Below are 22,680 nucleotides of genomic sequence, written 5' to 3' on the forward strand. Positions count from 1 at the left end.
CCGGCGCCGGGGCGTCCCCTTCCTAGGCCGGCTTCATCGCGTCGATGAAGGCCCGCAGCGCCGGCGGCAAGTGTCGACGTCCCGCGTAGTAGAGGTAGTTGGGCGGCAGGGTGGGACACCAGTCCTCGAGCAGGCTGACGAGGGCGCCTGAGGCCAGGTGCGGCGCCGCCTGATGCGCCGTGATCCAGGCCAGACCGAGCCCGGCCAGGGCCCCCTCGCACAGCATGTCGATATCGTTGGTGAGGAACTGTTGCGGCGGCTCGAGGGTGAGGGTCTGGCCGTGGCGCTCGAAGGTCCAGGGATACAGGGAGCCGGCGGTCGGCAGACGGTAGCTGAGGCCGCGATGCCCGAGCACGTCCGCGGGCGTCGCCGGGGCGCCGAACGCGCTGAGGTAGCCTGGCGAGGCCACCAGCCTGAGCGCGACGCCGTCATCGAGGCGCAGGGAGATCATGTCCTGCTCCAGCGAGGGCAGGCGACGGATCCCGGCGTCGAATCCCCGGGCGACGATATCGACGAAGCCGTCGTCGACGACCAGTTCGACCCGGATGTCCGGACAGGTTTCGGCGAACCGCGCCAGCCGGGGCAGGACCAGCCCGAAGGCGGCCGAGCGGTGCGCCGTGACGCGAACCCGGCCCGCCGGCCGCGCCCGATCCGCGTTCAGCTCGGCCAGGGCATCCTCCAGGTCCCGCATCGCCGGGCGCAGGCTGGCGAGCAGCCGCTCTCCCGCCTCGGTCGGCTTGACGCTGCGGGTCGTGCGATTGAGCAAGCGCACTCCCAGCCGCGCCTCCATCGCCCGCATGCGGTGGCTGAGGGCGGAGGCGGAGACCCCCAGCCGCGCGGCGGCGCGCGTGAAGCCGCCGGCCTCGGCGATGGCGCCGAAGACCGCGGCGTCGGCCCAGGTGTCGCGATCCATTGTTGAGTCCCGCTCATCAGCCCTTGATGGACAAGGCCGATACCGCCGGGGTCGGGCGCCGTCCATCTTCGGGGGCGTCGCAATCTTCAGGACCTGTCATGCCCCTCGACACCTACCGCCCGCTCGGCCGTTCCGGCCTGCTCGTCAGCCCGCTGTCGCTCGGCACCATGACCTTCGGCGTGGCGCGCTGGGGCATGGCGCGGCCGGAGGCCGAGGCGGTGCTCGACGCCTATGTCGAGGCCGGCGGCAACGTCATCGACACGGCGGACGTCTACGCAGGCGGGGAGGGCGAGCGCATGATCGGCGAGATCATCGCCGCTCGGCGCCTCCGGGACCGGGTGGTGCTGGCGACCAAGTCAGGCTTCGCCATCGGTCGCGGACCCTCGGCGGGCGGCAATGGGGCCAAAGCGATCCATGCCGCTATGGACGCCTCCCTGCGGCGGCTCCAGACCGATTACATCGACCTGTACTGGGTCCACATCTGGGACGGCGTCACCCCGCCCGAGGAGTTGCTGGAGACGATGTCCAGCCTCGTGAGATCCGGCAAGATCCGCTACTGGGGCTTGTCGAACAGCCCGGCGTGGTACGTGGCGCGGATTGCGACGCTCGCGGCGGCGCAGGGCAAGCCGGGCCCGGTCGCGATCCAGCACTTCTATTCCTTGGCCAGCCGCGAGCTGGAGGCCGAGCACGTGCCGCTCGCCCTCGACGTCGGGCTGGGCCTCGTGCCTTGGAGCCCCCTGGCCTACGGCCTGCTCAGCGGCAAGTACGACCGGTCGGCGGTCGAGGCCGGGCCTGCCCGGACCGGCGGTCTTCCGAGCGAGGCAGGCTCGGAGGATGGCGGACGCAGCCCGCGTCTCGACGGCGACAACCCCTTCGGCGACAGCCTGTTCACCGACCGCAACTGGTCGATCGTCGACGCCGTGAAGCTGGTCGCCGCCGAGATCGGCGAGCCGCCCGCCAAGGTCGCGCTGGCCTGGGTCCTGGGCCGGCCGGCCGTGCACTCGACCCTGGTCGGCGTCAGTCGCGTCGCCCAGCTCACGGACAACATCGCGGCGATCGACCTGCGTCTGTCCCCCGAGCATCTCGCCCGACTGGACGCCGCCAGCCGGCCGGACCTGCCGATGCTCTACGGCCTTTTCAGCGACGACGTGCGCCGGCAGGTGGTGTTCGGCGGGGCGTCGGTGCGGGGGCGCTAGACCTCCTGAGCCAGCCTCAGGAACCCCGCCACGTCCACCGTCTCCGCGCGCGCGTCCGGATCGACGCCGGCGCGTTCGCACAGGCCCGCCCCGCCCAGCGCCTTCAGGCTGGACCGCAGCATTTTCCGCCGCTGCCCGAACGCCGCCGCGGTGACGCGCTCCAGCCGCTTGAGCAGGTCGGCCGGCGGCCGGTCCGCGCGGGGGACGAGGTGGACGACGGCGGAGGCCACTTTCGGAGGGGGCGTGAAGGCGGCGGCGGGCAGGTGCATGACGATGCGCGCCTCCGCCGTGGCCTGGGCGATGACGGCGAGGCGGCCGTAGTCGTCGTCGCCGGGGGCGGCGACGATGCGCTCGGCCACCTCCTTCTGGAACATCAGGGTCAGGGCGCAGGGCGTCCAGGGGCCGGTCAGCCACTTGATCAGCAGCGGCGTGCCGACGTTGTAGGGCAGGTTGGAGACGAGGTGCGTCGGCCCCTCGACCAGGTCCGCCTCGCGCACCTTCAGGGCGTCGCCCTCGATGATCGCCAGCCGGCCCGCGCCGTCATCCAGCTCGGACAGCAGGGGGATGAAGCGCGCGTCCTTCTCGACCAGCACCACCCGGCCGGCGTCGGACTCCAGCAGGGCGCGGGTCAGGCCGCCGGGGCCGGGGCCGACCTCGATCACCGCCCGGCCCTCGAACGGCCCGGCGAGGCGCACGATCTTGCGGGTGACATTGAGGTCCAGCAGGAAGTGCTGGCCGAAGCTCTTTTTCGCCATCAGCCCGTGGGCGTCCAGCGTCGCGCGCAGGGAGGGGAGGTCGGTCGGGCTCACGGGATCAGGTCACATCATCCGCTCGCCGGGGCGCAGGGTCAGCACCCGCACCCCGTCGGACGTCACCGCCACCGTATGTTCGAACTGGGCCGACAGCTTGCCGTCGCCGGTGACCACGGTCCAGCCGTCGTCCAGCGTCACGGTGCGGGCCGTGCCCTCGTTGATCATCGGCTCGATGGTGAAGGTCATGCCTTCGCGCAGCCTGAGGCCGGTCCCCGGCTTGCCGAAGTGCAGCACCTGCGGGGCCTCGTGCATCTCGCGGCCGATGCCGTGGCCGCAGAAGTCGCGCACGACGGTGTAGCCGGCCTTCTTCGCGTAGCGCTCGATGGCGTGGCCGACGTCGCCGAGGGTGGCGCCCGGCCGCACGGCGCGGATGCCCTTCCACATGGCCTCCTGGGTCGTGCGCACCAGCCGCCGCGCCCGGGCGGAGACCTCGCCGATCAGATACGTCTTGCTGGAGTCGGCGATGAAGCCGTTCTTCTCCAGGGTGATGTCGAGGTTGAGGATGTCGCCGTCGGCGACGAGCTCGTCGGCGCTCGGCACCCCGTGGCAGACCACGGCGTTGCGCGAGCAGTTGAGCACGAAGCCATAGTCGTACTGACCCTTGCTGGCCGGCCGGGCCTGCAGCTCGTCGACGATGAAGCGCTCGACCTCGTCATTGATGGCCAGGGTGCTCATTCCGGCCAGGGGCATGCCGTCCAGATGGACGAAGACCGAGGCCAGCAGCCGGCCGGACTCGGCCATCAGCTCGATCTCTTCGGGGGTCTTGGTCATGCGCGGGCCCGCCCTTCCGCCATGGCGGCGGCGAGGCGGACGGCGGCGATCAGGCTGTCGGGGCGGGCCAGGCCCTTGCCGGCGATGTCGAAGCCGACGCCGTGGTCCGGCGAGGTGCGCACGATCGGCAGGCCGAGGGTGACATTGACCCCGCCCCAGAAGTCCAGCGTCTTGACCGGGATCAGGGCCTGATCGTGGTACAGGCAGACCACGGCGTCATAGCCCTTGCGCGCGTCGGCGTGGAACAGGGTGTCGGCGGGCAGGGGGTCGGTGATCCTGATGCCCTCGGCGCGCAGGGCCTCGGCGGCGGGGCGCAGCACCTCCACCTCCTCCAGCCCGATGGCGCCGCTCTCTCCCGCGTGGGGATTGAGGCCGGCCAGGGCCAGCCGCGGCGCGGGGATGCCGAAGTCGCGCTGCATCGCCTCGTGCATGACCCGGGCGGTGCGGCGCACCCGCTCGGCGGTGACCAGCTCGGGCACCTCGGCCAGGGGGGCATGGATGGTGACGAGGCCCGCGCGCAGGTCCAGCGCCGTCAGCATCATCACCGGCCCGCGCGTGCCGCTGTACGGGGCGTCGGCGGTCAGCTCGGCGATGAACTCGGTGTGGCCGGGGAAGCGGAAGCCGGCGGCGTAGAGCGGGGCCTTGGCGATCGGGGCGGTGACCAGGCCCGAGGTCTCGCCGGCCAGGGTCAGGGCCACGCCCTGCTCGATCCAGTCGGCCACCGCCAGCGCGTTGGCGGGCTCGGGCCGGCCGGGCGTGGCCGGAACCGCCAGGGGCTGGTGCAACACCGGCACGCCGCGGGCGAAGGCCGCGGTCGCGTCGCCGGGGGCGGCGATGACCTCGACCGGGACGCCGGCCGCCGCGATCAGCCGGGCGTCGCCCAGCACGGCGAAAGCCAGTGCCGGCTCATGCCGCAGGGCGGTCCAGGCGCCGGCGACGATCTCCGGGCCGATGCCGGCCGGCTCGCCCAGGCTCAGCGCCAGCGGCGGCCGCATCCGCCTACTTGAACTCGATCATGGCGTCGGCGCGCAGGTCGCGGATGTAGCGCCGCTCCAGCGCCGCCAGCTGCTCGTTCTGCAGCCGCGCCGAGACCTGCTGGGTGCTCGGCAGCTGCGGGCCGCCGGCGCGCCGGCCGCAGACGGCGACCAGGTGCAGGCCCAGCGGCGTGCGCACCGGGCCGCTGACGGTGCCGATTTCGGCCGTGCGGGCGATCTGCTGGAACTGCGGCGCCAGATCGGCCACGTCGCTCTCGCCCAGATCGGCCCCGAGCAGGCCCTGTTCCGAGGTGGCGCGGGCCAGGATGCTGTCGCAGTTCAACTGCGGCCGCAGCGCCTCGAGGCGGGCGGTGGCGGCGGCGACGTCGGCCTCCGGCGTGGTGTCGTCGGCGGCGATCATCATCTGGCGCAGGGACACCAGATTGGTCGCAGCGCCCTCGCGCTTGTCGCGCATGTAGATGATGTAGACCCCGCCCTCGACCGGGATGGGGTTGGACAGCTGCCCCGGCTGCAGGGCGTCCAGCGCCTGCTGCACCGCCGGCTGCACGGAGCCCTGCACGATCCAGCCGGCGTCGCCGCCGCGCTGCGCCGACGGGGCGGAGGAGAACTGGCGGGCCACGTTCATGAAGGGCGCGCCCTGGACCATCTGGGCCACCAGCTGGCGGGCGCCGTCCAGCGCCGCCTGCTGGCCGCCATAGCGGGCCGCCTCGATGTAGATCTCGCCGATCAGATACTGCGGCCGGCTGGCCTGCTCGGCGATCTGGCGCATGGCCTGGTCGATCTGGTTGCGGGTCGGGCGCGAACGACCGGCGAAACGGCCGCCGACGAGGGCGCGCCAGCCGGTCTCGGTGCGCACCTGTTCGCGCAGGTTCTGGGGCAGGATGCCGCCGTCCTGCAGGAACTGCAGATAGGCCTCGGGGGTCACGCCGGCGTCGCGCGCAAGGGCGGCCAGCTCGGCGTTGACGTCCTCGTCGGGAATATCGACCTCGTAGCGCGCCAGCTCCTGCTGCTGCAGCTTCTCGTCGATCAGGGCCTGAAGGGCCTGGTTCTGGATCGCCGGCAGGTTCTCGGCGGTCGGCTGCACCTGGGTCATGGCGATCAGCATCAGCATGCGCTGGCGCAGGTCGAAGCCGGTGATGATCTGGTCGTTGACCGTGGCGATCACGCCTTCGGCCATGTCGAACTCGGGCGCGGCCGGAGCCTGGGCCGGCGCGGCCTCGGCGGCCGGATCCAGCGCCCCGGCGGCCGGAGCCTGGACCGGACTTTGCGGCGCCGCCTGAGCGAACACCTGGGTGGCGAGCAGGGCGGCGATCGCGGCGCCGGCCATGTAGCGAGTCAGACGCATGTCGTTTCTGGTTCCCTCGGCGCGACGCCGGCGACGATCGTGGAAGTCCCGGCGACGGAGCCGGCGCGATCGTCGCGGGTCACGAGTCTCGACGCTTTAGCGTGTAGCGCCAAAAGTGGCGAGGGTTAGGCGCACATAGACCCCCTCGGACGGCCCCGACGGCCGAACCCGCGTGTTGTCCTTGCGGTAGCCGATCTCGAAACGGACGCAGTCGTCGTCGTACAGCAGGCCGACCTCGGAGCGGGTGAACAGGTCGCGCTGCACGTCGTAGATGCCCGTCCCGACCACGCCCCAGGGACCGGCGAGGAACTGCTGGCCCGAGGCCTGGACGAACTCGTAGTTCTGTCGCGCCTCGGCCACGGTCGGCTGGGCCGGCGGATCGAACGGATTGGTGCGGTCCACCAGATAAATGACGCTGGCGAGGTTGCGCGCGCCCCAGCGCGCGTCGACGGCGGCTTCGGCGCGCCGGATCTCGCCGGAGCCGTCAACCGTGGCATGGGCCCAGCCGCGCACCGCGTCGGCGGGTTCAAACTCGGCCTGCACCACCCAGTCCGAGGCCTGGCGGGCGAGGCCGGTGGGATCGTAGAGCCGTGTCACGGCCGGGGCGGCGGGGTCGGCAGCCATCACCCGGAAGGCGGTCTGGCGGTCGTCGCGCAGGCTTCGCCCGACGAACAGCGAGGCGCTGCGGCCCTCACCCCACTCCGCGGTCGTGCGCAGGCCCGCGGTCAGGCGTGCGCCGCCCTCCAGCAGGTCGTAACCGGCGAAGCGGTCGGTGCGGAACAGGCCGGAGGCGTCCAGCTCGAGCGTCTGGGCGTCCTCGACCGGAATGCGCGGATCGAGCTCGGGATCGTTGGAGATCGACAGCTGGGCGAGGGGCTCGAGGATCACATCCGCGCCCGAGGCGAAGCGGCGGATCAGCGGGTAGCTGAAATCCACCCCGACCGTGGTGCGATACCGCGACAGCTGCGCCCCGCGCTCCGCAGCCCCGGCCACGAGGGGCGGCAGGTCGTCGAGGTCATAGAGGTCGGCGCGCAGGTCGACGAAGGGCTCGATGCGCGCCCCGCCGGTGATGATCACCCGCCGCCAGTCCAGTCGTCCGGTCAGCCGCCGGCTGTCGACGCCCGAGGCTCCGGCCGGCAGCGCCGCTGTCTCCGGGCGCAGCACCGGGGCCCCGACATAGACGTCCCGGTAGAGGGCCGCGGCCGAGGCCTGCAGCCGCAGTCGCCCGCCCAGCACCGGCCCGGCCGGCTCCCACCGACCCTCGACCAGGGGGCCGACCAGCGGCAGGGCGCCGTCGTCCTCGAACTCGTTGAGCGCCGGGGTCTCGTTGCCGAAGGCGTCCGCTCCGAAGGCGCGCACGCGCAGCGACTGCAGGGCGAAGGCGGCGACCGACAGATAGCTGCGTTCGGTCTGGCGCTCGGCGTAGACCTGACTGATCAGCCGCCGCTGGTCGCCGTAGTAGAGCCCGTTGTCCTGGTAGGGCTCCTCGATGTCGTAGCGGTCGAACAGGGTCTTGTCCGAGGTGCGCTCGGCGGTGAAGCCCCAGCGCCACGGCCCCTCGGGGTCGAAGGCCCCGTACGCCAGCAGATAGCTCCGGTGGTCCTGCGGGCCGAAGCGGACGTCGCGCTCGATGCGCCCGTCGCCGTCGAGGTCGAAGTCGCCGAAGTTGCGCTCGCGGGTGTAGCCGCCGCGGGCGACCACCACCCCGTCGGCGAAGCGTCGCCGCCACTGCAGGTTCAGCAGCGGCGCGATCTGACTGTTGATCTGCGGGCTGATCAGCCAGTCCTCGGACGGCGACACCACGTGCAGATAGGGGGCTTCGACGGACAGGCCGCGGCCGCCGGTGTCATAGGTGATCGACGGCGTCAGGAACCCCGACGCGCGCTCGACCGTCGGGTCGGGGTGGGCGAACACCGGCAGCCAGAACACCGGCACGTCCTTCACCCGGAACACGGCGTTGCGGTAGACGATCGCCCGCAGCGCCTCGTCCTGGACCACCTGCTCGGCGGAGACCGAGATCACCGGCGACGCCGGCGCGCCGTCCTCCGCACACAGGGGACAGGGGCTGAACAGGGCGTAGTTCAGCTCATTGACGGTCTCGGAGCGCCGCACGGCCGTGGCCGCCATCAGGCTCGCCCCGTTGGCGAGGCGGGTGGCGAAGTCCACCGCCACCCCGGCCCGCAGGCCGCCGTCCAGTTCGACGCGGCTGGCGTAGACCACCGCACCGTCCGTATCGATCACCTCGACCTGGCCCTCGGCGGCGCCCTGGCCGGTCGCGGGGTCGTACGTCAGGCTGCGGGCGCGCAGGGTGCGGCCGTCCACGCGCAGCAGGGCCCGCTCGACGTCGCCCGCGGCGATGATCACGCCATCGGCGCCTCGCCCCCCGCGATCGGCGTCGAGATAGATGGCGCCGTCGGGCAGGCCATCGGCGCGCGACAGCGTCGGCGGCGACTGGGCCAGCGCCGGGGCCGCGAGGGCCATCGCCGCCACGCCCGAGGCGAGCGCGCGCTTCAGGCCGTGGTCTGCTCGTGGGGTCGCAAGCCTCATGGGGCCTTCCGTGTCATCCGGCGCCAAGCCCCTAACCGTCTTCGGTATAGATCAGCAAGGTTGTCGCCGCGAGGGCGGCCAGAACCGGCGGCAGCCAGGCGGCCACAAAGGGCGGCACCACCTCGGCGGCGCCGAGCGCCTGCGAGAACTGGTTCAGGAAGAAGAAGGCGAAGCCGAGCACCACCGCCGCGGCGCTCATGCGCGCCAGATCGCCGAGCCGCATCAGACGCAGGGAGAAGGCCGCCGCCAGCACCGCCATGGCGGCGAAGGTCAGCGGCAGCGACAGCTGCTGGTGCAGGCGCAGGCGATAGGCGGTCGAGGAAAAGCCGGCCTGTTCGATCCTCTGGATCTGGCGCCACAGGGACCAGAACGGCGTCGACTGGGGCCGGGCGAAGCGCTCGAACGCTTCCTCGTCCGCCAGCGAGGAGGGCAGGTCGAGCGTCTGGTAGGTGACGGCGCGCTGTCCGACCTGGGCCCCGACCGCATCGACCAGCCGCCAGCGTCCGGCGGACAGGGTGGCCGACGCCGCGTCGATGCGCTCGGAGAAGGCCCGCGTGCCGTCGGGACCGACGGTGTAGATGAAGAAGGCCACGTCCAGCAGACGCCCGGCCGCGCGGTCCTGACGGGCGGCGCGGATGATCACCTGACGGCCGTCGTCGCCTTCGCGCAGCCAGATGGCTTCCTGCCGCTCGCCCGGCATGGAGCCGCTGAGGCGGGCCCGCTCCCGCTGCCACAGGCCGTCGGCGGAGGCGGCGATCGGGCCCAGCGCGGTGACGGTCAGGATGCCGATGACGAAGGCCAGCCCCGCCGACGGCAGGACGAAACGCCAGGCCGAGACGCCCGAAGCCCGCATGGCGATCAGTTCGCTGCGCCGGTTGAGCCCGACATAGGCCCCGAGGGTTCCGAACAGGAAGACGAAGGGCAGCAGCTGCAGGATCACCGCCGGCGACTTGGCCAGGGTCAGGCCGAGGATGCGCAGGCCCGACAGCTCGGCGTCGTCGCCGACTCCCCGGCTGATCTCCACATAGTCGATCAGCATGACGAGGCCGCCGATGACGGCGAGCGCGATCCCCAGCGCCTTCAGGGTCTGGATCAGCACATAACGTTCGATGCGGCCCGGCCGCCAGCGGAGCAGGGCGGTCATGCCGGGGCCCGTCCGGACCGCCACGGAAGACGGGCGAGGAAGGTCCCGCGCCGGCGCGGCTTGAGCTCGAGGAACAGGGCCCGGGTCGCCAGCAGCGCCACGCCTGCCGGCAGGAGGTATTGCAGCAGGTTCAGCCAGGGGTTCCAGACCGCGGCGGCGACCAGCCCGTAGCCGGCGACCCGGATGACGAGGAAGGCGCCGGCCGCCTTGGCGATGCGCAGGCCGTAGCCGGTCCGGCTGAAGGCGCCGCCCAGCACCGCCCACAGGGCCAGGCTCATGGCGGTGAAGCTGTAGAGCGGCGAAGCGAGGCGGGCATGCCCTTCGGCGGCCAGTTCGCCGCGTGGACCAACCGTGCCGACCAGATCCGGCGTCGGCCACAGCAACTGGGTCAGCCACAGGTCCGACGGCTTGTACCGAACGGTCCGGGACTCCGGCACATAGGGCGACAGGTCGAACGGCAGCCGGTCGAAGGACAGGAAGGTCAGCACGCCATTGGAGGAATAGCGCTGCATCGATCCGCCGATCAGGGTCAGGGTCGGCGCCCCGTCCACCCGCGAGAAGCGCGCCTCCTGGGCGTCCCAGGTGGTCACATTGTCCCCGCGCTGCAGGTAGATGAAGAGGTTCTTCAGCAGGCCGTTCTGCTCGATCTGCTGCACATAGACGGTCAGGCCGTCAGGCCCCTGCACGAAGCGACCTTCTTCCACCAGCAGGGCAGCGAGGTCGCTGCGGATGGAGAAGGTGGTGTCGCGGGCCTCGCGCTGGGCCCAGGGCTGCAGCCACACATTGCTGAGCAGGCCGACCCCGGCGGCGACAGCGGCGATGCGCAGCGCCGGCCGCAGCGCCTGCCAGCGCGTCAGCCCCCCGGCGAAGGCGGCCGTCAGTTCCTGCTCGCGCTGGAGGCGGGTGAGCGCGGTCAGGGCCCCGACCAGTACGGCGATCGGAAGGATCACCGAGATCAGCTGCGGCAGCGCCAGCAAGGTGAGCTTCAGCATCACCCCGAGGCTCTGGCCGCGCTCGACGATGATCTCCAGCTGCTCCAGGCTCTGGCTGAGCAGGGCGATGGCCGCCAGCGATCCGGCCGCCGCCACGGTGGGCAGCGTCATCTGGCGCAGCAGGTATCGCTGGAGGAGCTTCATGCAGGGGTCGGAATGACGCGACGGACTACGCGGGCGTCCGAGGTTGCGATGGCGGGCGGAGCGGCGCATGTAACACGTGTTCGGGCGGCCTGCGACAGGTCGGCGCGTCCGACGCCAGGTTAATCGCAGCGCCCGGCGCGACCGGGTTGGAGTGTCCCTTGATCACGATTGAGTTCGCCGCCGCCGCCGGTTCTGCCGACATCCTCGCCCTGCTGGTCCACGACGGCCAGCCGCTGGCCGGTCCGGCCGCCGCAGCGGACGCCGCCGCAGGCGGGGCGCTGGCGCGGGCCCAGGCGGCCAGCCGCTTCACCGGCGGCGCGCGCTCGACCCTGTCGGTGCTGGCGGCGCCGGGCGTCGAGGCGGGCCACGTCCTGCTGACCGGCGCCGGCGCGGCCGACAAGTTCGACGATCTGGCGCTCGAGACGGCCGCCGGTCAGGCGTATCACGCGGTCAAGACGTCCGGCGGCGCGGTGCTGGCTATCGACCTGTCGCACCTTAGCCCTGCCCAGGCGGCGCGGGCCGGCTTCGCGGTCCAGCTCGCGGCCTATCGCTTCGACAAGTATCTGACGAAGCAGAAGCCCGAGAAGCTGCCCTCGGTGAAGACCGTGCGCATCGTCACCGGCGACGTTGAAGCCGCCCGCGCCGCCCATGCGCCGATGCAGGCGGTGGCCGAGGCGGTGCACTTCGCCCGCGACCTCGTCGCCGAGCCGGCCAATGTCCTCTATCCCGCCGAGTTCGCTCGCCGGGTCAAGGCGCTGGAGCCGCTGGGCCTGAAGGTCGAGATCCTCGGCGAGGCCGAGATGGAGAAGCTGGGCATGCGCCTGCTGCTCGGCGTCGGTCAGGGCAGCGTGCGCGAGAGTCAGCTCGCGATCATGCGCTGGGACGGCGGCAAGGCTGGCGATGCCCCCATCGCCTTCGTCGGCAAGGGCGTCTGCTTCGACACCGGCGGCATCTCGATCAAGCCGGCCCAGGGCATGGAGGACATGATCTGGGACATGGGCGGCGCCGCCGCCGTCGCCGGGCTGATGCACGCGCTGGCCGGCCGCAAGGCGAAGGTCAACGCCGTCGGCGTGCTCGGCCTTGTCGAGAACATGCCCGACGGCAACGCCCAGCGCCCGGGCGACATCGTCGTCTCCATGTCGGGCCAGACGGTCGAGGTGATCAACACCGACGCCGAGGGCCGTCTCGTTCTGGGCGACGCGCTCTGGTACACCCAGGAACACTTCAAGCCGAAGTTCATGATCGATCTGGCGACCCTGACCGGGGCCATGATCATCTCGCTCGGCCTGGACTACGCCGGGCTGTTCTCGAACAGCGACGAGCTGGCCGACAACATCCTCGCCGCCTCGCCCAGGGTCGGTGAGAACGTCTGGCGCATGCCGATGCCGGCCCAGTACGACAAGATCATGGATTCGAAGCAGGCCGACATGCGCAACTCGGCCGGCCGTGACGGCGGGTCGATCACCGCCGCCCTGTTCCTGCAGCGCTTCACCAACGGCGTGCCGTGGGCCCACCTCGACATCGCCCCGACCGCCTGGGTCAAGGACAGCCAGCGCCCGACCGTGCCGGACGGGCCGGTCGGCTGGGGCGTGCGTCTGCTCGACCGCATGGTGCAGGACTCCTACGAAGGGTGATGACGCCCGTTTCGGGTCCCTTCCCCCCTTGCGGGGGAAGGTGGCTCGCAGCGCCGTCGCTGATATCCTGAGGCCATGTCTGACGCCGGTTCCGAAATCTGGTTCTACCACCTGGAGCGGTCGTCCCTCGACGAGGTGCTGCCGGGCCTGCTCGACAAGACTCTGGGGCGGGGCTGGCGGGCGCTGGTCAAGGGGCCGGCCGGCCGGCTGGAGCAGATCGATCCCCTGCTCTGGACCTGGCGGGACGACAGCTTCCTCGCCCACGGCCGGGCCGACGCGCCCCACGCCGCTCGCCAGCCGATCCTGCTGAGCGAGACGGGCGAGAACCTGAACGGCGCTCAGGCGCTGTTCATTCTTGACGGGGCAGAACCGGGCGAGACGCAGGAGTACGAGCGGTGCTTCATCATTTTCGACGGGCGGGACGAGACGGCGCTGACGGCGGCGCGGGCGCGCTGGCGGGCGCTGAAGGCGGCCGGGGCGAACCTGGCCTACTGGAAGCAGTCGCCGGAGGGGCGCTGGGAAAAGGCGGCCTGATCGCCCTCGCGGCTGCGGGCCTTGCGGCCTGCGGCGGGGGAGCGACCGGGGCCGGACCTGCGGTCGCCACCGGCCCGGCGCCGGCCATCGTGGCCGAGGCGGCGGCCCAGCCCGCGGTCGGGTCGCGCCTGCCGACGCTCGACGCCGACATCTGCCGCGCCGCCGAGCTGCAATGGCTGGTCGGGCGGCCGCGCACCGAGATTCCGGTGCCGGTCGATGTCATCAACCGCCGGGTCACCTGCACCACCTGCCCGGTGACCGAGGACTATTCGCCGTACCGTCTGAACATCTTCTATGACCAGCAGACCGGCCGCGTCACCGAGGTGCGCTGTGGCTGAGGAGGGCTTCCCCATGCGTCTGATCGGACTCGCCGCCGCCGCACTCGCCCTCGCCGCCTGCGCCCCGACGCCCGCGCCGACGGACGAGATCATCCATGACGCCGGCGGCGACGCCAGCCAGTGCCAGCCGGCGCGCTACGCCCATCTTGTGGGCCGGCCGCGCAGCGAGGTGCCGCCCACGCCGGCGGGCGCGACCTGGCGGGTGACCTGCACCACCTGCCCGGTGACGATGGACTACAACCCCGGCCGGCTGAACATCCTGTACGACCAGGCCAGCGGCGTGGTGCGCGAGGTCAAGTGCGGCTGAGGCCTCAGCGCCCGCCGCCCTTCTTCTCCAGTCCGTAGATCGCCTCGTTGACGTCCTCGATGCGGGCCGCCAGCACCGCCTGCGCGTCGTAGAGGCCGCGGTTGTAGAAGACCGGGCCGACCTCGCGGGCGATGAAGTCCAGCAGCATCTCGGCGGGCAGCCGCCCCAGCTCCTGCTCCAGCTCGTCGCGGAACCAGCCCTGCAGACGGGAGACTGCGAGGGCGGTCTCCTCGCGGCTCAGACGGATGTCGCTCATGGCGTCCTCACGCGATCTCGGCGGCCTCGGCCGCCTCCAGCCAGGCCGCCTCGGCGGCGTCCAGCGCCTCCTGGGTCGCCGCCCGTTTGCGTGACAGCTCGGCCAGCTTGCCGGGCTGCTCAACCGCCGCCTTCGCCAGGGCCGCGTCGAGCGCGGCGAGCTCGGCGGTCAGGCCGGCCATCTTCTCCTCCGCCTTCTTCGCCGCGTGGCGAAGGGTCGAGGCGGACGGGCCTTTCGGCTTCGGTCCGGCAGACGCCGCCGCGGACGGGACGGGCGCGGGGGCCGGCTCGGCGGCGGGCGCGTCCCGCACCTGGCTCGGCTTCATGCCGACCCGCTTGGCCCGGTCGAGGACGAACTTCGCATAGTCGTCCATGTCGCCGTCGAAGGGCTTCACCGTGCCGTCGGCCGCCAGCCAGAGCCGGTCGGCGACCAGCTCCATCAGCGAGCGGTCGTGGGTGATGAGGATCACCGCCCCGGTGTACTGGTTCAGGGCGTCCAGCAGGGCCCCGCGGCTGTCGATGTCGAGGTGGTTGGTCGGCTCGTCGAGGATCAGGATGTGTGGCGCGTCCATGGCCACGAGGTTGAGCAGCAGGCGCGCCCGCTCGCCGCCCGACAGGGCCGCCACCTTCGTTTCCTGCTTCTCGAACGGCAGGCCGAACTGGGCCAGCCGCGAGCGCCGGCTGGACTCCGAGGCGTCCGGCATGGCGCGCCGGATGATCTGCAGCGGCGTGTCCTCCGGGTCCATCGCCTCGATCTGGTGCTGATGGAACCAGCCCACGCGCATCTTGCCGTCGCGGTGGAATTCGCCGGTCTCGACGGTCAGGGCCCGGGCGATCAGCTTGGCGAAGGTCGACTTGCCCGCCCCGTTCACGCCCAGCAGGCCGATGCGGTCGTCGAGGTCCATGCGCAGGTTGAGGCCCTTGAGGATCGGCTTGCCCGGCTCGTAGCCGACGGTCGCCTTCTCCAGCCGGATCAGCGGCGGGGGCAGGGGCTTTTCCGGGGAGGGCAGGACGAACGGGGCCACCCGCTCCTCCGGCGGCAGCTCGATGCGCTGCATCTTCTCCAGCCGCTTGACCCGCGACTGGGCCTGGGCGGCCTTGGAGGCCTTGGCCTTGAAGCGGTCGATGAACTTCTGCAGGTGCGCCCGCTCGGCCTCCTGCTTCGACCGGCTGGCCTCCAGCAGCCGCAGCCGCTCGGCCCGGGTGCGCTCGAAGGTGTCGTAGTCGCCGGTGTAGAGGTCGAGCTTGCGGTTCGACAGGTGCAGGATGTGGGTGCAGACCCCGTTCAACAGCTCGCGGTCGTGGCTGATGATCAGGGCCGTGTGCGGATACTTCTTCAGCCTCGCCTCGAGCCACAGGGCGCCCTCGAGGTCGAGGTAGTTGGTCGGCTCGTCGAGCAGCAGCATGTCCGGCTCGGCGAACAGGGCCGCCGCCAGCGCCACGCGCATGCGCCAGCCGCCGGAGAAATGGGCCATGGGCCGGTGCAGGTCCTCCTGGCTGAAGCCGAGGCCGACGAGGATTTCCGACGCCTTCGCCGGGGCCGCCTCGGCGTCGATCTCGATCAGCCGGGCCCAGATCTCGCCCATCTCCTCGGGCTCGGCGGTCTCCAGCCGGGTCATCAGCGTGTGCCGCTCGACGTCGGCCTCGAGGATGGTCTCCAGCACGCTGACGGGCGTGGCCGGGTGTTCCTGGTCCACCGAGCCGATGCGGGCGGCGCGGGGCAGGCTGATCTCGTCGCCGCCGGCCTGCAGTTCGCCGAGGATCAACTTGAACAGGGTCGACTTGCCGATCCCGTTGCGACCGACCAGCCCGACCTTGGCGCCTGGCGGAAGACTGACCGAGGCGTTGTCGAGGAAGGCGCGTCCCCAGGCGTTGTAGGTCAGGTTGGTGATCTGGAGCATGGGGAGGCGTTGACTTTCGAACTGGTCATTTCAAAATGACCAGTCATGACACATGACCATGTGACGGGAGAGGTCGTCATAACGGCGACGGAGTTCAAGGCCAAGTGCCTGGAGCTGCTGGACCGCGTCAAATCGGGCGCGATCAAGAAGGTCGTCATCACCAAGCGCGGCGAAGAGGTCGGCCTGCTGACCGCGCCCCACACGGAGGCTGAAGAGCCGTGGGATCCGAGGAGCATGTTCGGATCGATGAAGGGGTCCCTTGTCATCGATCCGGGCCTCGATTTGACGAAGCCGATCTATGAGCAGGTGTTCGGGACGACCGTAGAGGCCGACATGGGGCTGGACGACCCCGACTACTGGGCCAAGGCGCAACGTGGATGAGCGGGGTGTTGCTCGACACCCACGCGCTGATCTGGATCGTCCTCGGAAGCGCCATCCGGAAACAGGCAGAAGAGGCTGTTATCGCCGCGAGCGCCGGGCGCGGATTGAAGATATCGGCAGCCACAGCCTGGGAGATCGGAGTCATTTGCCGAAAGCCGTCGCTGGCGGTCGCGATCGGGAGGGATGCGAGACGCTGGTTCACATCGGCGGTCGAGGTGACGCGGGCGCAACTGCTGCCGCTGGATGCCGATCTCATGCTCGATGTCGGTACGCTGCCAGACCTGACGCATCGGGATCCGGTCGACCGCATGCTGATCGCCACGGCGCGGGCCCATGACCTGACCCTGGTGACCCGGGATCAGGCCATTCTCGACTACGCCGCCCTCGGCCACGTGCGCGCGATCGCCTGCTGATCGCCCCGGGTTGGAAAGGCGAGGGGCCGCGTCTATAAGCCCGCGACCTTAAACTCCCACCCAAGAAGTCATCCCATGACCGAACGCACCTTCTCGATCATCAAGCCGGACGCCACCCGCCGCAACCTGACCGGCAAGATCAACGCCGTGATCGAGGACGCCGGCCTGCGCATCGTCGCCCAGCGTCGCGTCAAGCTGACCACCGACCAGGCCAAGACCTTCTACGCTGTCCACGCCGAGCGTCCGTTCTACGGCGAACTGGTCGAGCAGATGACCGCCGAGCCGGTCGTGGTCCAGGTGCTGGAAGGCGACAACGCCGTGGCCCGCTATCGCGAAGTCATGGGCGCCACCAACCCGGAACAGGCCGCCGAAGGCACGATCCGCAAGCTGTTCGCCCTGTCGATCGGCGAGAACTCGGTGCACGGCTCGGACAGCCTCGAGAACGCGAAGATCGAGATCGCCCAGTTCTTCACCGACGACCAGATCGTCGGCTGATCCGCTTTCGCTGACAGCTGATCAGGCCCGCGGCCGGACCCCGGTCGCGGGCCTTGTCATGTCCGCAGGTCGGCGGCGACGCGCGCCAGCACGGCCGGATAAAGCCGGTGCTCGGCCTCAAGTACGCGTGCCGCCAGGGTGTCGGGCGTGTCGTCCGCCAGCACCGGCACGCGGGCCTGGTCGAGGATCGGGCCCTCATCGACGCCCGCGGTCACGAGATGGACGGTGCAGCCGGCCTCGGCATCCCCCGCGTCAATGGCGCGGGCGTGGGTGTCCAGCCCGGGATACTTCGGCAACAGCGACGGATGGATGTTGAGCATCCGCCCGGCCCAGCGCTCGACCAGCCAGGGCGTCAGCACCCGCATGTAGCCGGCCAGCACGACCAGCTCGACCCCGTGCGCCCGCAGCCGTGCGTCGATCTCGCGCTCGTGGGCGGCGCGGTCGCCGGTGAAGGGGCGGTGATCGATGACCTCGACCGGTACGCCGGCCGCGACAGCATGGGCCAGACCGCCTGCGTCGGGCCGGTTCGAGGCCACGACCGCCACGCGATAGGGGCAGTCAGGCGAACGCCCGGCCTCGAGGATCGCGGCGAGATTGGAGCCGCCGCCCGAGATCAGGACGGCGACCTGGACCGGCTCAGCGCGCATCCGGGGCGGGGGGCTCGGGAGCGTAGAAGTCGCCGGGCTCGCCGGGGAAGACGACGGGGCTCTCCCAGCCGCCCTCGCCGATAGCCGAGACGCCGAAGAAGTAGTCGTCGATGACCACGCCCGGCAGCGTCAGCCGGGTCGCCGCGCCGGCGTCGCGATGGTGGGTCCAGTCCGGGGCGGTCGTGGCGCGCCACCAGACGCGATAGCCGATCGCGCCGGGGACCGGCTGCCAGCTCAGGGTCGTGTCCGCGGTCACCGCGCCGGACAGGGTCACGCCCGTCGGCGGGCGCGGGGCGCTGGCCAGCGCCGCCATGACCGCCACGTTCAGCCGGGTCGCCTGGGCGAGATAGGGCCAGTTCACCCCGTCGAGGGTGTCGCCATAGACGCGGCCGTTCTCGGTGCGCAGATCCTGGTGCTGACGGTCGTAGTTCTCGGATCCCTCGGTGATGCGCACCGCCGGATAGCCGGCGCGCAGGAACTCGACCTGGTCCCCGCCGCGGCTGAAGCGGTCGGTGCGGTAGATCACCTCGACGTCGAAGTTGGTCATGTAGCGGTCGGCGACGGAGTCGATGAAGCGCGCCAGGTTGCGCGAGGGGCTGTCGACCTCCCCGCCATTGTAGCGCCGGCGGTTGGCCTGCGCCGGCGTCTCCACCGTGCGGGTGCCCTCGGCGAACACGCGGATGCGGGTCGTGTCGATGTTGCCGCTCTGGCCCTCGACGTTGCCGACCATGTCGTTGTTGAGGTTGAGAACGTCCCAGCCCTGGGCCTTGGCGTACTCGGCCACGATGCGCGCGCCATGCAGCCCCTGCTCCTCGCCGGTCAGGGCGGCATAGACGAGGGTCGCGGGAAAGCGCTCCGTCGACAGCACCCGCGCCGCCTCGATCAGGGCCGCCACGCCGGAGGCGTCGTCATTGGCCCCCGGCGCGTCGTCGGTGAAGTTCATCACGTCGCTGACGCGGGAATCGAGGTGGCCCGAGATCAGGATGACCCGGTCCGGGTCGGTCGTGCCGCGCTGGATGGCGACGACGTTCACCACCTCGGTCGGATCGGGGATGCGCGGACCGGTGACCACGGCCGAGGGGGTGATCACCTCCAGACAGCCGCCGCAGTCGCGGCTGATGTCCTCGAACTGGCGCTGCACCCAGCGGCGGGCGGCGCCGACGCCCCGCGTCTCGCTGGTCGTGTCGGACAGGGTGTGGCGGGTGCCGAAGCCGACCATGGCGGTCACGTCCGCGCGCAGCCGGTCGGCCGAGACCTGCGCCGTCAGCCGGTGCACCTGCGGCTGTTCCGGCGCGGCCGACGTCTGGGCGGCCGCCGGAGCGGCGAGGGCGGTCATGGCGAGGGCCGCCACGGCGACGAAGGCGGAAGTCCGGGGGCGCATCAGATCACTCCTCAACTCGTCTTCCCGTCCGCGGGAAGGCGACCGCTCAGGCCGCGGTCAGCTGGCCGCAGACGAAAGCGGCTTCGCCGGCGTTGAGCAAGGCCGCCAGCACAGGCTCTGCATTCTCCGGGGCCACCACGAGGATGAAGCCGACGCCGCAGTTGAAGGTGCGCCGCATCTCGTGATCGCTGACGCCACCGGTCTCGGCCAGCCAGCGGAACACCGGCGGCAGGGGCCAGGCGTCCCAGTCGAACTCGGCCTTCAGGCCCGGCGCGATGCAGCGGGGCGGGTTCTCGATCAGGCCGCCGCCGGTGATGTGCGCCGCGCCCTTGACCAGCCCCGCCTTCATCAGCGGCAGCACCGGCTTCACATAGATGCGGGTCGGGGTCATCAGCGCCTGGGCCAGCGAGTGGTCGCGGGCGAACGGCGCGTCGTCGCCCCAGCCGAGCCCCGAGGCCTCGACGATCTTGCGGATCAGCGAATAGCCGTTGGCGTGCGGGCCGGACGACGCGATGCCGATGATCACGTCGCCGCGCGCCTGCCGGTCGAGGTAAGGCAGGGCGTGGCCGCGCTCGACCGCGCCCATCGAGAAGCCCGCCAGATCATAGTCGCCGCCGGCGTACATGCCCGGCATCTCGGCCGTCTCGCCGCCGACGAGGGCGCAGCCGGCCTGGCGGCAGCCCTCGGCGATGCCGGCGATGACCCGGCGCGCCGAGTCGACCTCCAGCCGTCCGGTGGCGAAATAGTCGAGGAACAGCAGGGGCTCGGCGCCCTGGGCCAGCAGGTCGTTCACGCACATGGCCACCAGATCGACGCCGACGCCGTCGTGGCGGCCGGTCTCGATGGCGATCTTCAGCTTGGTGCCGACCCCGTCGGTGGTGGTCACCACCAGCGGGTCGACGAAGCCCGCCGCCTTCAGGTCGAACAGGGCCCCGAAACCGCCCAGCGAGGGCTCCGAGCCTGGCCGCGCCGTGGATTTCGCCAGCGGCTTGATGGCGTCGACCAGCATCTCGCCCGCGTCGATATCCACGCCCGCATCGGCATAGGTCAGGCCGCCGGGGCGGGGGGAGGAAGTGTCGCTCATCGGTCGCGGTCCGGAATCATGCGGCGGAAATCCGTCGGGCCTCTTGCCACGACGGCGCTTGGCGGGGCTATAGCATCCGAATGAAGACGATCACCACCGACGAAGCTCTCGTCGCGTTCTGTGCAGAGCTGGCCAAGGCGCCGTTCATCGCCGTCGACACCGAATTCATGCGCGAGACCACCTACTGGCCGCGCCTGTGCCTGATCCAGGCGGCGTCCGCGGACCATGCCGGGATCATCGATCCGATGGCCGACGGGCTCGACCTCGAACCCTTCCTCGCGCTGCTGCGCGACCCGAAGATCGTCAAGGTGTTCCACGCCTGCCGTCAGGACATCGAGATCTTCGTCCGGCTGGGGGCCATGCCGGTGTCTGTGTTCGACACCCAGGTCGCGGCCATGGCCGCCGGCTTCGGCGAACAGGTCGCCTATGACTCGCTGGTGCGCCAGATGATCAAGGTCGAGGTCGACAAGGGCAGCCGCTTCACCGACTGGGCCCGCCGCCCGCTGTCAGAGGCCCAGCTGGTCTACGCCCTCGGCGACGTGACCCACCTCGCCGCGCTCTATCCGAAGCTGCGCGAGCGTCTGCACAAGGAGGGGCGGCTCGACTGGGTCATGTCGGAGATGAAGGGGCTGACCGATCCGGCCCTCTACGACACGACCCCGGAGAACGCCTGGAAGCGGCTCAAGCCCAAGCGGCACACGGCGAAGTATCTGGCGGCCTTCGTCGCCACGGCCGTATGGCGCGAGCGCACGGCGCAGGAGCGCGACCAGCCGCGCGGCCGCATCCTCAAGGACGAGGCCATCGACGAGATCGCGACGCAGGGGCCGACCGACCCGGAGGCCTTCAACCGCCTGCGTTCGGTGCCCAAGGGCTTCGGGGCCTCGCGCCTGGGACTGGAGCTGGCCGAGGCGCTGAAGGCGGCGCTGGCCGACCCGGAGGCCTATGCCCCCAAGCTGGACCGGCCGCGCCACAATCAGCCGGCCCCGCCGTCGGTGGTCGAGCTGCTCAAGGTGCTGCTCAAGGCCAAGAGCGACAACGCCGGCGTGGCGTCCAAGCTGATCGCCACCGTGGCCGACCTGGAGAAGATCGCCGTCAGCGACGACGCCGATGTCGAGGCCCTGACCGGCTGGCGCCGCCAGCTGTTCGGCGAGGACGCCCTGAAGCTGAAGCGCGGCGAGATCGCCCTGGTGCTCAACGGCCCGCGGGTCGAGGTGGTCGAGATCGAGGGCTGAGGCGGCCCTAGGCTTCGACCGGCCGCACCCGCCCGGCCGCCTCGACCGCGCGCGTCCGCGCCGCCTCGACCGTGTCGGCCCGCGCCGTCGCCACGCCCATGCGCCGCCGCGCGAAGCTCTCCGGTTTGCCGAACAGGCGCAGGTCGGCGCCCGGCACGGCCAGCGCCTCGGCCACGCCCTCGAAGGCGATGCCCGTCGCTTCCAGCCCGCCATAGATGACCGCGCTGGCCCCGATGTCGCGCCGCGTGGTGTCGACCGGCAGGCCGAGGATGGCGCGGGCGTGCAGGGCGAACTCGCTCTGGGTCTGGGTGGCCAGGGTCACCAGCCCGGTGTCGTGGGGCCGCGGCGAGACCTCGGAGAACCACACCGTGTCCCCCTTCACGAACAACTCGACGCCGAACACGCCGAGGCCGCCCAGCGCTTCGGTGACCCGGCCGGCGATGTCCTGCGCGGTCGCCAGCGCCTTCGGCGTCATCGGCTGGGGCTGCCAGCTCTCGACATAGTCGCCCTTCACCTGACGGTGGCCGATCGGGTCGCAGAAAGCGGTCACGACCGCGCCGTCGCGCAGGCTGCGCACGGTCAGCAGGGTGATCTCGAAATCGAAGTCGATGCGCCCCTCGACGATGACCCGCGCCGTGTCCACCCGCCCCGCCGACTGGGCGTAGGCCCAGGCGTCAGCAATGGCGTCGGGCGTCTCGACATAGGACTGCCCCTTGCCGGACGAGGACATCACCGGCTTGACGAAGCAGGGGTAGCCGACGGTCGCGGCGCCGGCCGCCAGTTCCTCGGCCGAGCCGGCGAAGGCGTAGGGGCTGGTCGGCAGGCCGAGTTCCTCGGCCGCGAGCCGCCGGATGCCCTCACGGTTCATGGTCAGCTGCGTCGCCCGGGCGGTCGGGATGACCGTCGTGCCCGCCGCCTCGACCTCGGCGAGGACCTCTGTGGCGATCGCCTCGATCTCCGGCACGATCAGATGCGGCCGTTCGGCGGCGATAACCGCCCGCAGCGCCGCAGCGTCGGTCATGGTGATGACGTGGGCCCGGTGCGCCACCTGCATGGCCGGTGCATCGGCGTAGCGGTCCACGGCGATCACCTCGACGCCGAGCCGCTGCAGCTCGATCGCCACCTCCTTGCCCAGCTCGCCGGCCCCGAGGAGCATGACGCGGGTGGCGGAGGGCGACAGCGGGGTGCCGAGTCTCATGGGATCGTCCTTGCAAGGCGG

The 22,680-nt window shown here is 71.3% G+C and carries 23 protein-coding genes; 9 read left to right on the top strand and 14 right to left on the bottom strand.

From position 1 onward, the window contains the following. Positions 1-22: 22 nt before the first annotated feature. Positions 23-913, bottom strand: a complete 891-nt coding sequence (locus VGN74_RS12715) for a LysR family transcriptional regulator (protein WP_327448760.1) — start codon at positions 911-913, stop codon at positions 23-25. A gap of 98 nt (positions 914-1,011) precedes the next feature. Between VGN74_RS12715 and VGN74_RS12720 the strand changes: the two genes are divergently transcribed. Next, complete coding sequence (locus VGN74_RS12720; RefSeq protein ID WP_327448762.1) at positions 1,012-2,109, top strand: aldo/keto reductase; 1,098 nt, start codon at positions 1,012-1,014, stop codon at positions 2,107-2,109. Here the strand turns inward: VGN74_RS12720 and rsmA are convergent. The 7 genes from rsmA to VGN74_RS12755 form a co-directional block, all read right to left on the bottom strand. Beyond that, complete coding sequence (gene rsmA / locus VGN74_RS12725) at positions 2,106-2,918, bottom strand: 16S rRNA (adenine(1518)-N(6)/adenine(1519)-N(6))-dimethyltransferase RsmA (protein WP_327448765.1); 813 nt, start codon at positions 2,916-2,918, stop codon at positions 2,106-2,108. The genes VGN74_RS12720 and rsmA overlap by 4 nt on opposite strands. Before the next feature lie 9 nt (positions 2,919-2,927). Further along, the gene (map, locus tag VGN74_RS12730; protein WP_327448767.1) at positions 2,928-3,692 is read right to left on the bottom strand and encodes a type I methionyl aminopeptidase; all 765 of its coding nucleotides are present in this window, start codon (positions 3,690-3,692) and stop codon (positions 2,928-2,930) included. Continuing rightward, positions 3,689-4,687 (bottom strand): 4-hydroxythreonine-4-phosphate dehydrogenase PdxA, encoded by a 999-nt coding sequence (gene pdxA / locus VGN74_RS12735; protein WP_327448769.1) that lies wholly within the window; start codon positions 4,685-4,687, stop codon positions 3,689-3,691. The genes map and pdxA overlap by 4 nt, the downstream gene beginning before the upstream one ends. 4 nt (positions 4,688-4,691) lie before the next feature. Continuing rightward, positions 4,692-6,032, bottom strand: a complete 1,341-nt coding sequence (locus VGN74_RS12740) for a peptidylprolyl isomerase (protein ID WP_327448771.1) — start codon at positions 6,030-6,032, stop codon at positions 4,692-4,694. Positions 6,033-6,128: 96 nt separating this feature from the next. Then, positions 6,129-8,579: an LPS-assembly protein LptD gene (locus VGN74_RS12745; RefSeq protein WP_327448773.1), complete on the bottom strand. Its 2,451-nt coding sequence runs from the start codon at positions 8,577-8,579 to the stop codon at positions 6,129-6,131. A 31-nt stretch (positions 8,580-8,610) separates the two neighbouring features. After that, complete coding sequence (gene lptG, locus VGN74_RS12750) at positions 8,611-9,723, bottom strand: LPS export ABC transporter permease LptG (RefSeq protein WP_327448775.1); 1,113 nt, start codon at positions 9,721-9,723, stop codon at positions 8,611-8,613. Continuing rightward, positions 9,720-10,859, bottom strand: coding sequence for an LptF/LptG family permease (locus tag VGN74_RS12755; RefSeq protein ID WP_327448777.1), 1,140 nt, complete (start codon positions 10,857-10,859; stop codon positions 9,720-9,722). Before VGN74_RS12755 ends, lptG begins: the two co-directional genes overlap by 4 nt. Positions 10,860-11,020: 161 nt before the next feature. On the opposite strand from VGN74_RS12755, the gene VGN74_RS12760 reads away from it, so the two are divergent. The 4 genes from VGN74_RS12760 (at position 11,021) to VGN74_RS12775 (ending at position 13,672) form a co-directional block, all read left to right on the top strand. Beyond that, positions 11,021-12,493, top strand: a complete 1,473-nt coding sequence (locus VGN74_RS12760) for a leucyl aminopeptidase (RefSeq protein ID WP_327449498.1) — start codon at positions 11,021-11,023, stop codon at positions 12,491-12,493. Between the two features lie 75 nt (positions 12,494-12,568). Beyond that, complete coding sequence (locus VGN74_RS12765; protein WP_327448779.1) at positions 12,569-13,027, top strand: DNA polymerase III subunit chi; 459 nt, start codon at positions 12,569-12,571, stop codon at positions 13,025-13,027. Positions 13,028-13,116: 89 nt separating this feature from the next. After that, complete coding sequence (locus tag VGN74_RS12770) at positions 13,117-13,365, top strand: hypothetical protein (RefSeq protein WP_327448781.1); 249 nt, start codon at positions 13,117-13,119, stop codon at positions 13,363-13,365. Positions 13,366-13,378: 13 nt separating this feature from the next. Next, complete coding sequence (locus VGN74_RS12775; protein ID WP_327448783.1) at positions 13,379-13,672, top strand: hemolysin; 294 nt, start codon at positions 13,379-13,381, stop codon at positions 13,670-13,672. Between the two features lie 4 nt (positions 13,673-13,676). Here the strand turns inward: VGN74_RS12775 and VGN74_RS12780 are convergent, their stop codons facing one another. Both VGN74_RS12780 and VGN74_RS12785 read right to left on the bottom strand, forming a co-directional pair. Beyond that, positions 13,677-13,928: a DUF2164 domain-containing protein gene (locus VGN74_RS12780; RefSeq protein WP_327448785.1), complete on the bottom strand. Its 252-nt coding sequence runs from the start codon at positions 13,926-13,928 to the stop codon at positions 13,677-13,679. Positions 13,929-13,935: 7 nt separating this feature from the next. Beyond that, positions 13,936-15,828 (bottom strand): ABC-F family ATP-binding cassette domain-containing protein, encoded by a 1,893-nt coding sequence (locus VGN74_RS12785; RefSeq protein ID WP_327448787.1) that lies wholly within the window; start codon positions 15,826-15,828, stop codon positions 13,936-13,938. A 45-nt stretch (positions 15,829-15,873) separates the two neighbouring features. On the opposite strand from VGN74_RS12785, the gene VGN74_RS12790 reads away from it, so the two are divergent. The 3 genes from VGN74_RS12790 to ndk all read left to right on the top strand — a co-directional run bounded on the left by VGN74_RS12790 (position 15,874) and on the right by ndk (position 17,117). Continuing rightward, positions 15,874-16,209: a type II toxin-antitoxin system prevent-host-death family antitoxin gene (locus tag VGN74_RS12790; RefSeq protein WP_327448789.1), complete on the top strand. Its 336-nt coding sequence runs from the start codon at positions 15,874-15,876 to the stop codon at positions 16,207-16,209. Between the two features lie 8 nt (positions 16,210-16,217). Continuing rightward, the gene (locus tag VGN74_RS12795; RefSeq protein ID WP_327448791.1) at positions 16,218-16,622 is read left to right on the top strand and encodes a type II toxin-antitoxin system VapC family toxin; all 405 of its coding nucleotides are present in this window, start codon (positions 16,218-16,220) and stop codon (positions 16,620-16,622) included. Positions 16,623-16,697: 75 nt separating this feature from the next. Continuing rightward, entirely contained in the window at positions 16,698-17,117 is a 420-nt protein-coding gene (ndk, locus tag VGN74_RS12800) for a nucleoside-diphosphate kinase (RefSeq protein ID WP_327448793.1), read from the top strand. Between the two features lie 56 nt (positions 17,118-17,173). Here the strand turns inward: ndk and purN are convergent, their stop codons facing one another. From purN to purM, 3 genes are read right to left on the bottom strand one after another with little or no spacing between them, the layout of a single operon-like run. Further along, entirely contained in the window at positions 17,174-17,764 is a 591-nt protein-coding gene (gene purN, locus VGN74_RS12805) for a phosphoribosylglycinamide formyltransferase (protein WP_327448795.1), read from the bottom strand. After that, on the bottom strand, positions 17,754-19,145 hold the full coding sequence (locus tag VGN74_RS12810) for a M28 family metallopeptidase (protein ID WP_327448797.1): 1,392 nt from the start codon (positions 19,143-19,145) through the stop codon (positions 17,754-17,756). Before VGN74_RS12810 ends, purN begins: the two co-directional genes overlap by 11 nt. 46 nt (positions 19,146-19,191) lie before the next feature. Beyond that, positions 19,192-20,229 carry a phosphoribosylformylglycinamidine cyclo-ligase gene (purM, locus tag VGN74_RS12815; protein ID WP_327448799.1) on the bottom strand — a complete coding sequence of 346 codons (1,038 nt, stop codon included), beginning with the start codon at positions 20,227-20,229 and terminating at the stop codon, positions 19,192-19,194. An 80-nt stretch (positions 20,230-20,309) separates the two neighbouring features. Here purM and rnd point away from each other — a divergent pair, with 80 nt between their 5' ends. Continuing rightward, positions 20,310-21,461, top strand: coding sequence for a ribonuclease D (gene rnd / locus VGN74_RS12820; protein ID WP_327448801.1), 1,152 nt, complete (start codon positions 20,310-20,312; stop codon positions 21,459-21,461). A 7-nt stretch (positions 21,462-21,468) separates the two neighbouring features. Here rnd and purT read toward each other — a convergent pair whose 3' ends face one another. Next, positions 21,469-22,659, bottom strand: a complete 1,191-nt coding sequence (gene purT / locus VGN74_RS12825; protein ID WP_327448803.1) for a formate-dependent phosphoribosylglycinamide formyltransferase — start codon at positions 22,657-22,659, stop codon at positions 21,469-21,471. Positions 22,660-22,680: the final 21 nt, after the last annotated feature.

Source organism: Brevundimonas sp. (genome assembly GCF_035998205.1).
Taxonomy (GTDB): domain Bacteria; phylum Pseudomonadota; class Alphaproteobacteria; order Caulobacterales; family Caulobacteraceae; genus Brevundimonas.

Coding starts and splice junctions, on each gene's coding strand:
- VGN74_RS12715 (WP_327448760.1), bottom strand. CDS start 913: ATGGATCGCGACACCTGGGCCGACGCCGCGGTCTTCGGCGCCATCGCC.
- VGN74_RS12720 (WP_327448762.1), top strand. CDS start 1,012: ATGCCCCTCGACACCTACCGCCCGCTCGGCCGTTCCGGCCTGCTCGTC.
- map (WP_327448767.1), bottom strand. CDS start 3,692: ATGACCAAGACCCCCGAAGAGATCGAGCTGATGGCCGAGTCCGGCCGG.
- pdxA (WP_327448769.1), bottom strand. CDS start 4,687: ATGCGGCCGCCGCTGGCGCTGAGCCTGGGCGAGCCGGCCGGCATCGGC.
- VGN74_RS12740 (WP_327448771.1), bottom strand. CDS start 6,032: ATGCGTCTGACTCGCTACATGGCCGGCGCCGCGATCGCCGCCCTGCTC.
- VGN74_RS12745 (WP_327448773.1), bottom strand. CDS start 8,579: ATGAGGCTTGCGACCCCACGAGCAGACCACGGCCTGAAGCGCGCGCTC.
- lptG (WP_327448775.1), bottom strand. CDS start 9,723: ATGACCGCCCTGCTCCGCTGGCGGCCGGGCCGCATCGAACGTTATGTG.
- VGN74_RS12755 (WP_327448777.1), bottom strand. CDS start 10,859: ATGAAGCTCCTCCAGCGATACCTGCTGCGCCAGATGACGCTGCCCACC.
- VGN74_RS12765 (WP_327448779.1), top strand. CDS start 12,569: ATGTCTGACGCCGGTTCCGAAATCTGGTTCTACCACCTGGAGCGGTCG.
- VGN74_RS12775 (WP_327448783.1), top strand. CDS start 13,379: ATGCGTCTGATCGGACTCGCCGCCGCCGCACTCGCCCTCGCCGCCTGC.
- VGN74_RS12780 (WP_327448785.1), bottom strand. CDS start 13,928: ATGAGCGACATCCGTCTGAGCCGCGAGGAGACCGCCCTCGCAGTCTCC.
- VGN74_RS12785 (WP_327448787.1), bottom strand. CDS start 15,828: ATGCTCCAGATCACCAACCTGACCTACAACGCCTGGGGACGCGCCTTC.
- VGN74_RS12790 (WP_327448789.1), top strand. CDS start 15,874: ATGACACATGACCATGTGACGGGAGAGGTCGTCATAACGGCGACGGAG.
- ndk (WP_327448793.1), top strand. CDS start 16,698: ATGACCGAACGCACCTTCTCGATCATCAAGCCGGACGCCACCCGCCGC.
- purN (WP_327448795.1), bottom strand. CDS start 17,764: ATGCGCGCTGAGCCGGTCCAGGTCGCCGTCCTGATCTCGGGCGGCGGC.
- VGN74_RS12810 (WP_327448797.1), bottom strand. CDS start 19,145: ATGCGCCCCCGGACTTCCGCCTTCGTCGCCGTGGCGGCCCTCGCCATG.
- purM (WP_327448799.1), bottom strand. CDS start 20,229: ATGAGCGACACTTCCTCCCCCCGCCCCGGCGGCCTGACCTATGCCGAT.
- rnd (WP_327448801.1), top strand. CDS start 20,310: ATGAAGACGATCACCACCGACGAAGCTCTCGTCGCGTTCTGTGCAGAG.
- purT (WP_327448803.1), bottom strand. CDS start 22,659: ATGAGACTCGGCACCCCGCTGTCGCCCTCCGCCACCCGCGTCATGCTC.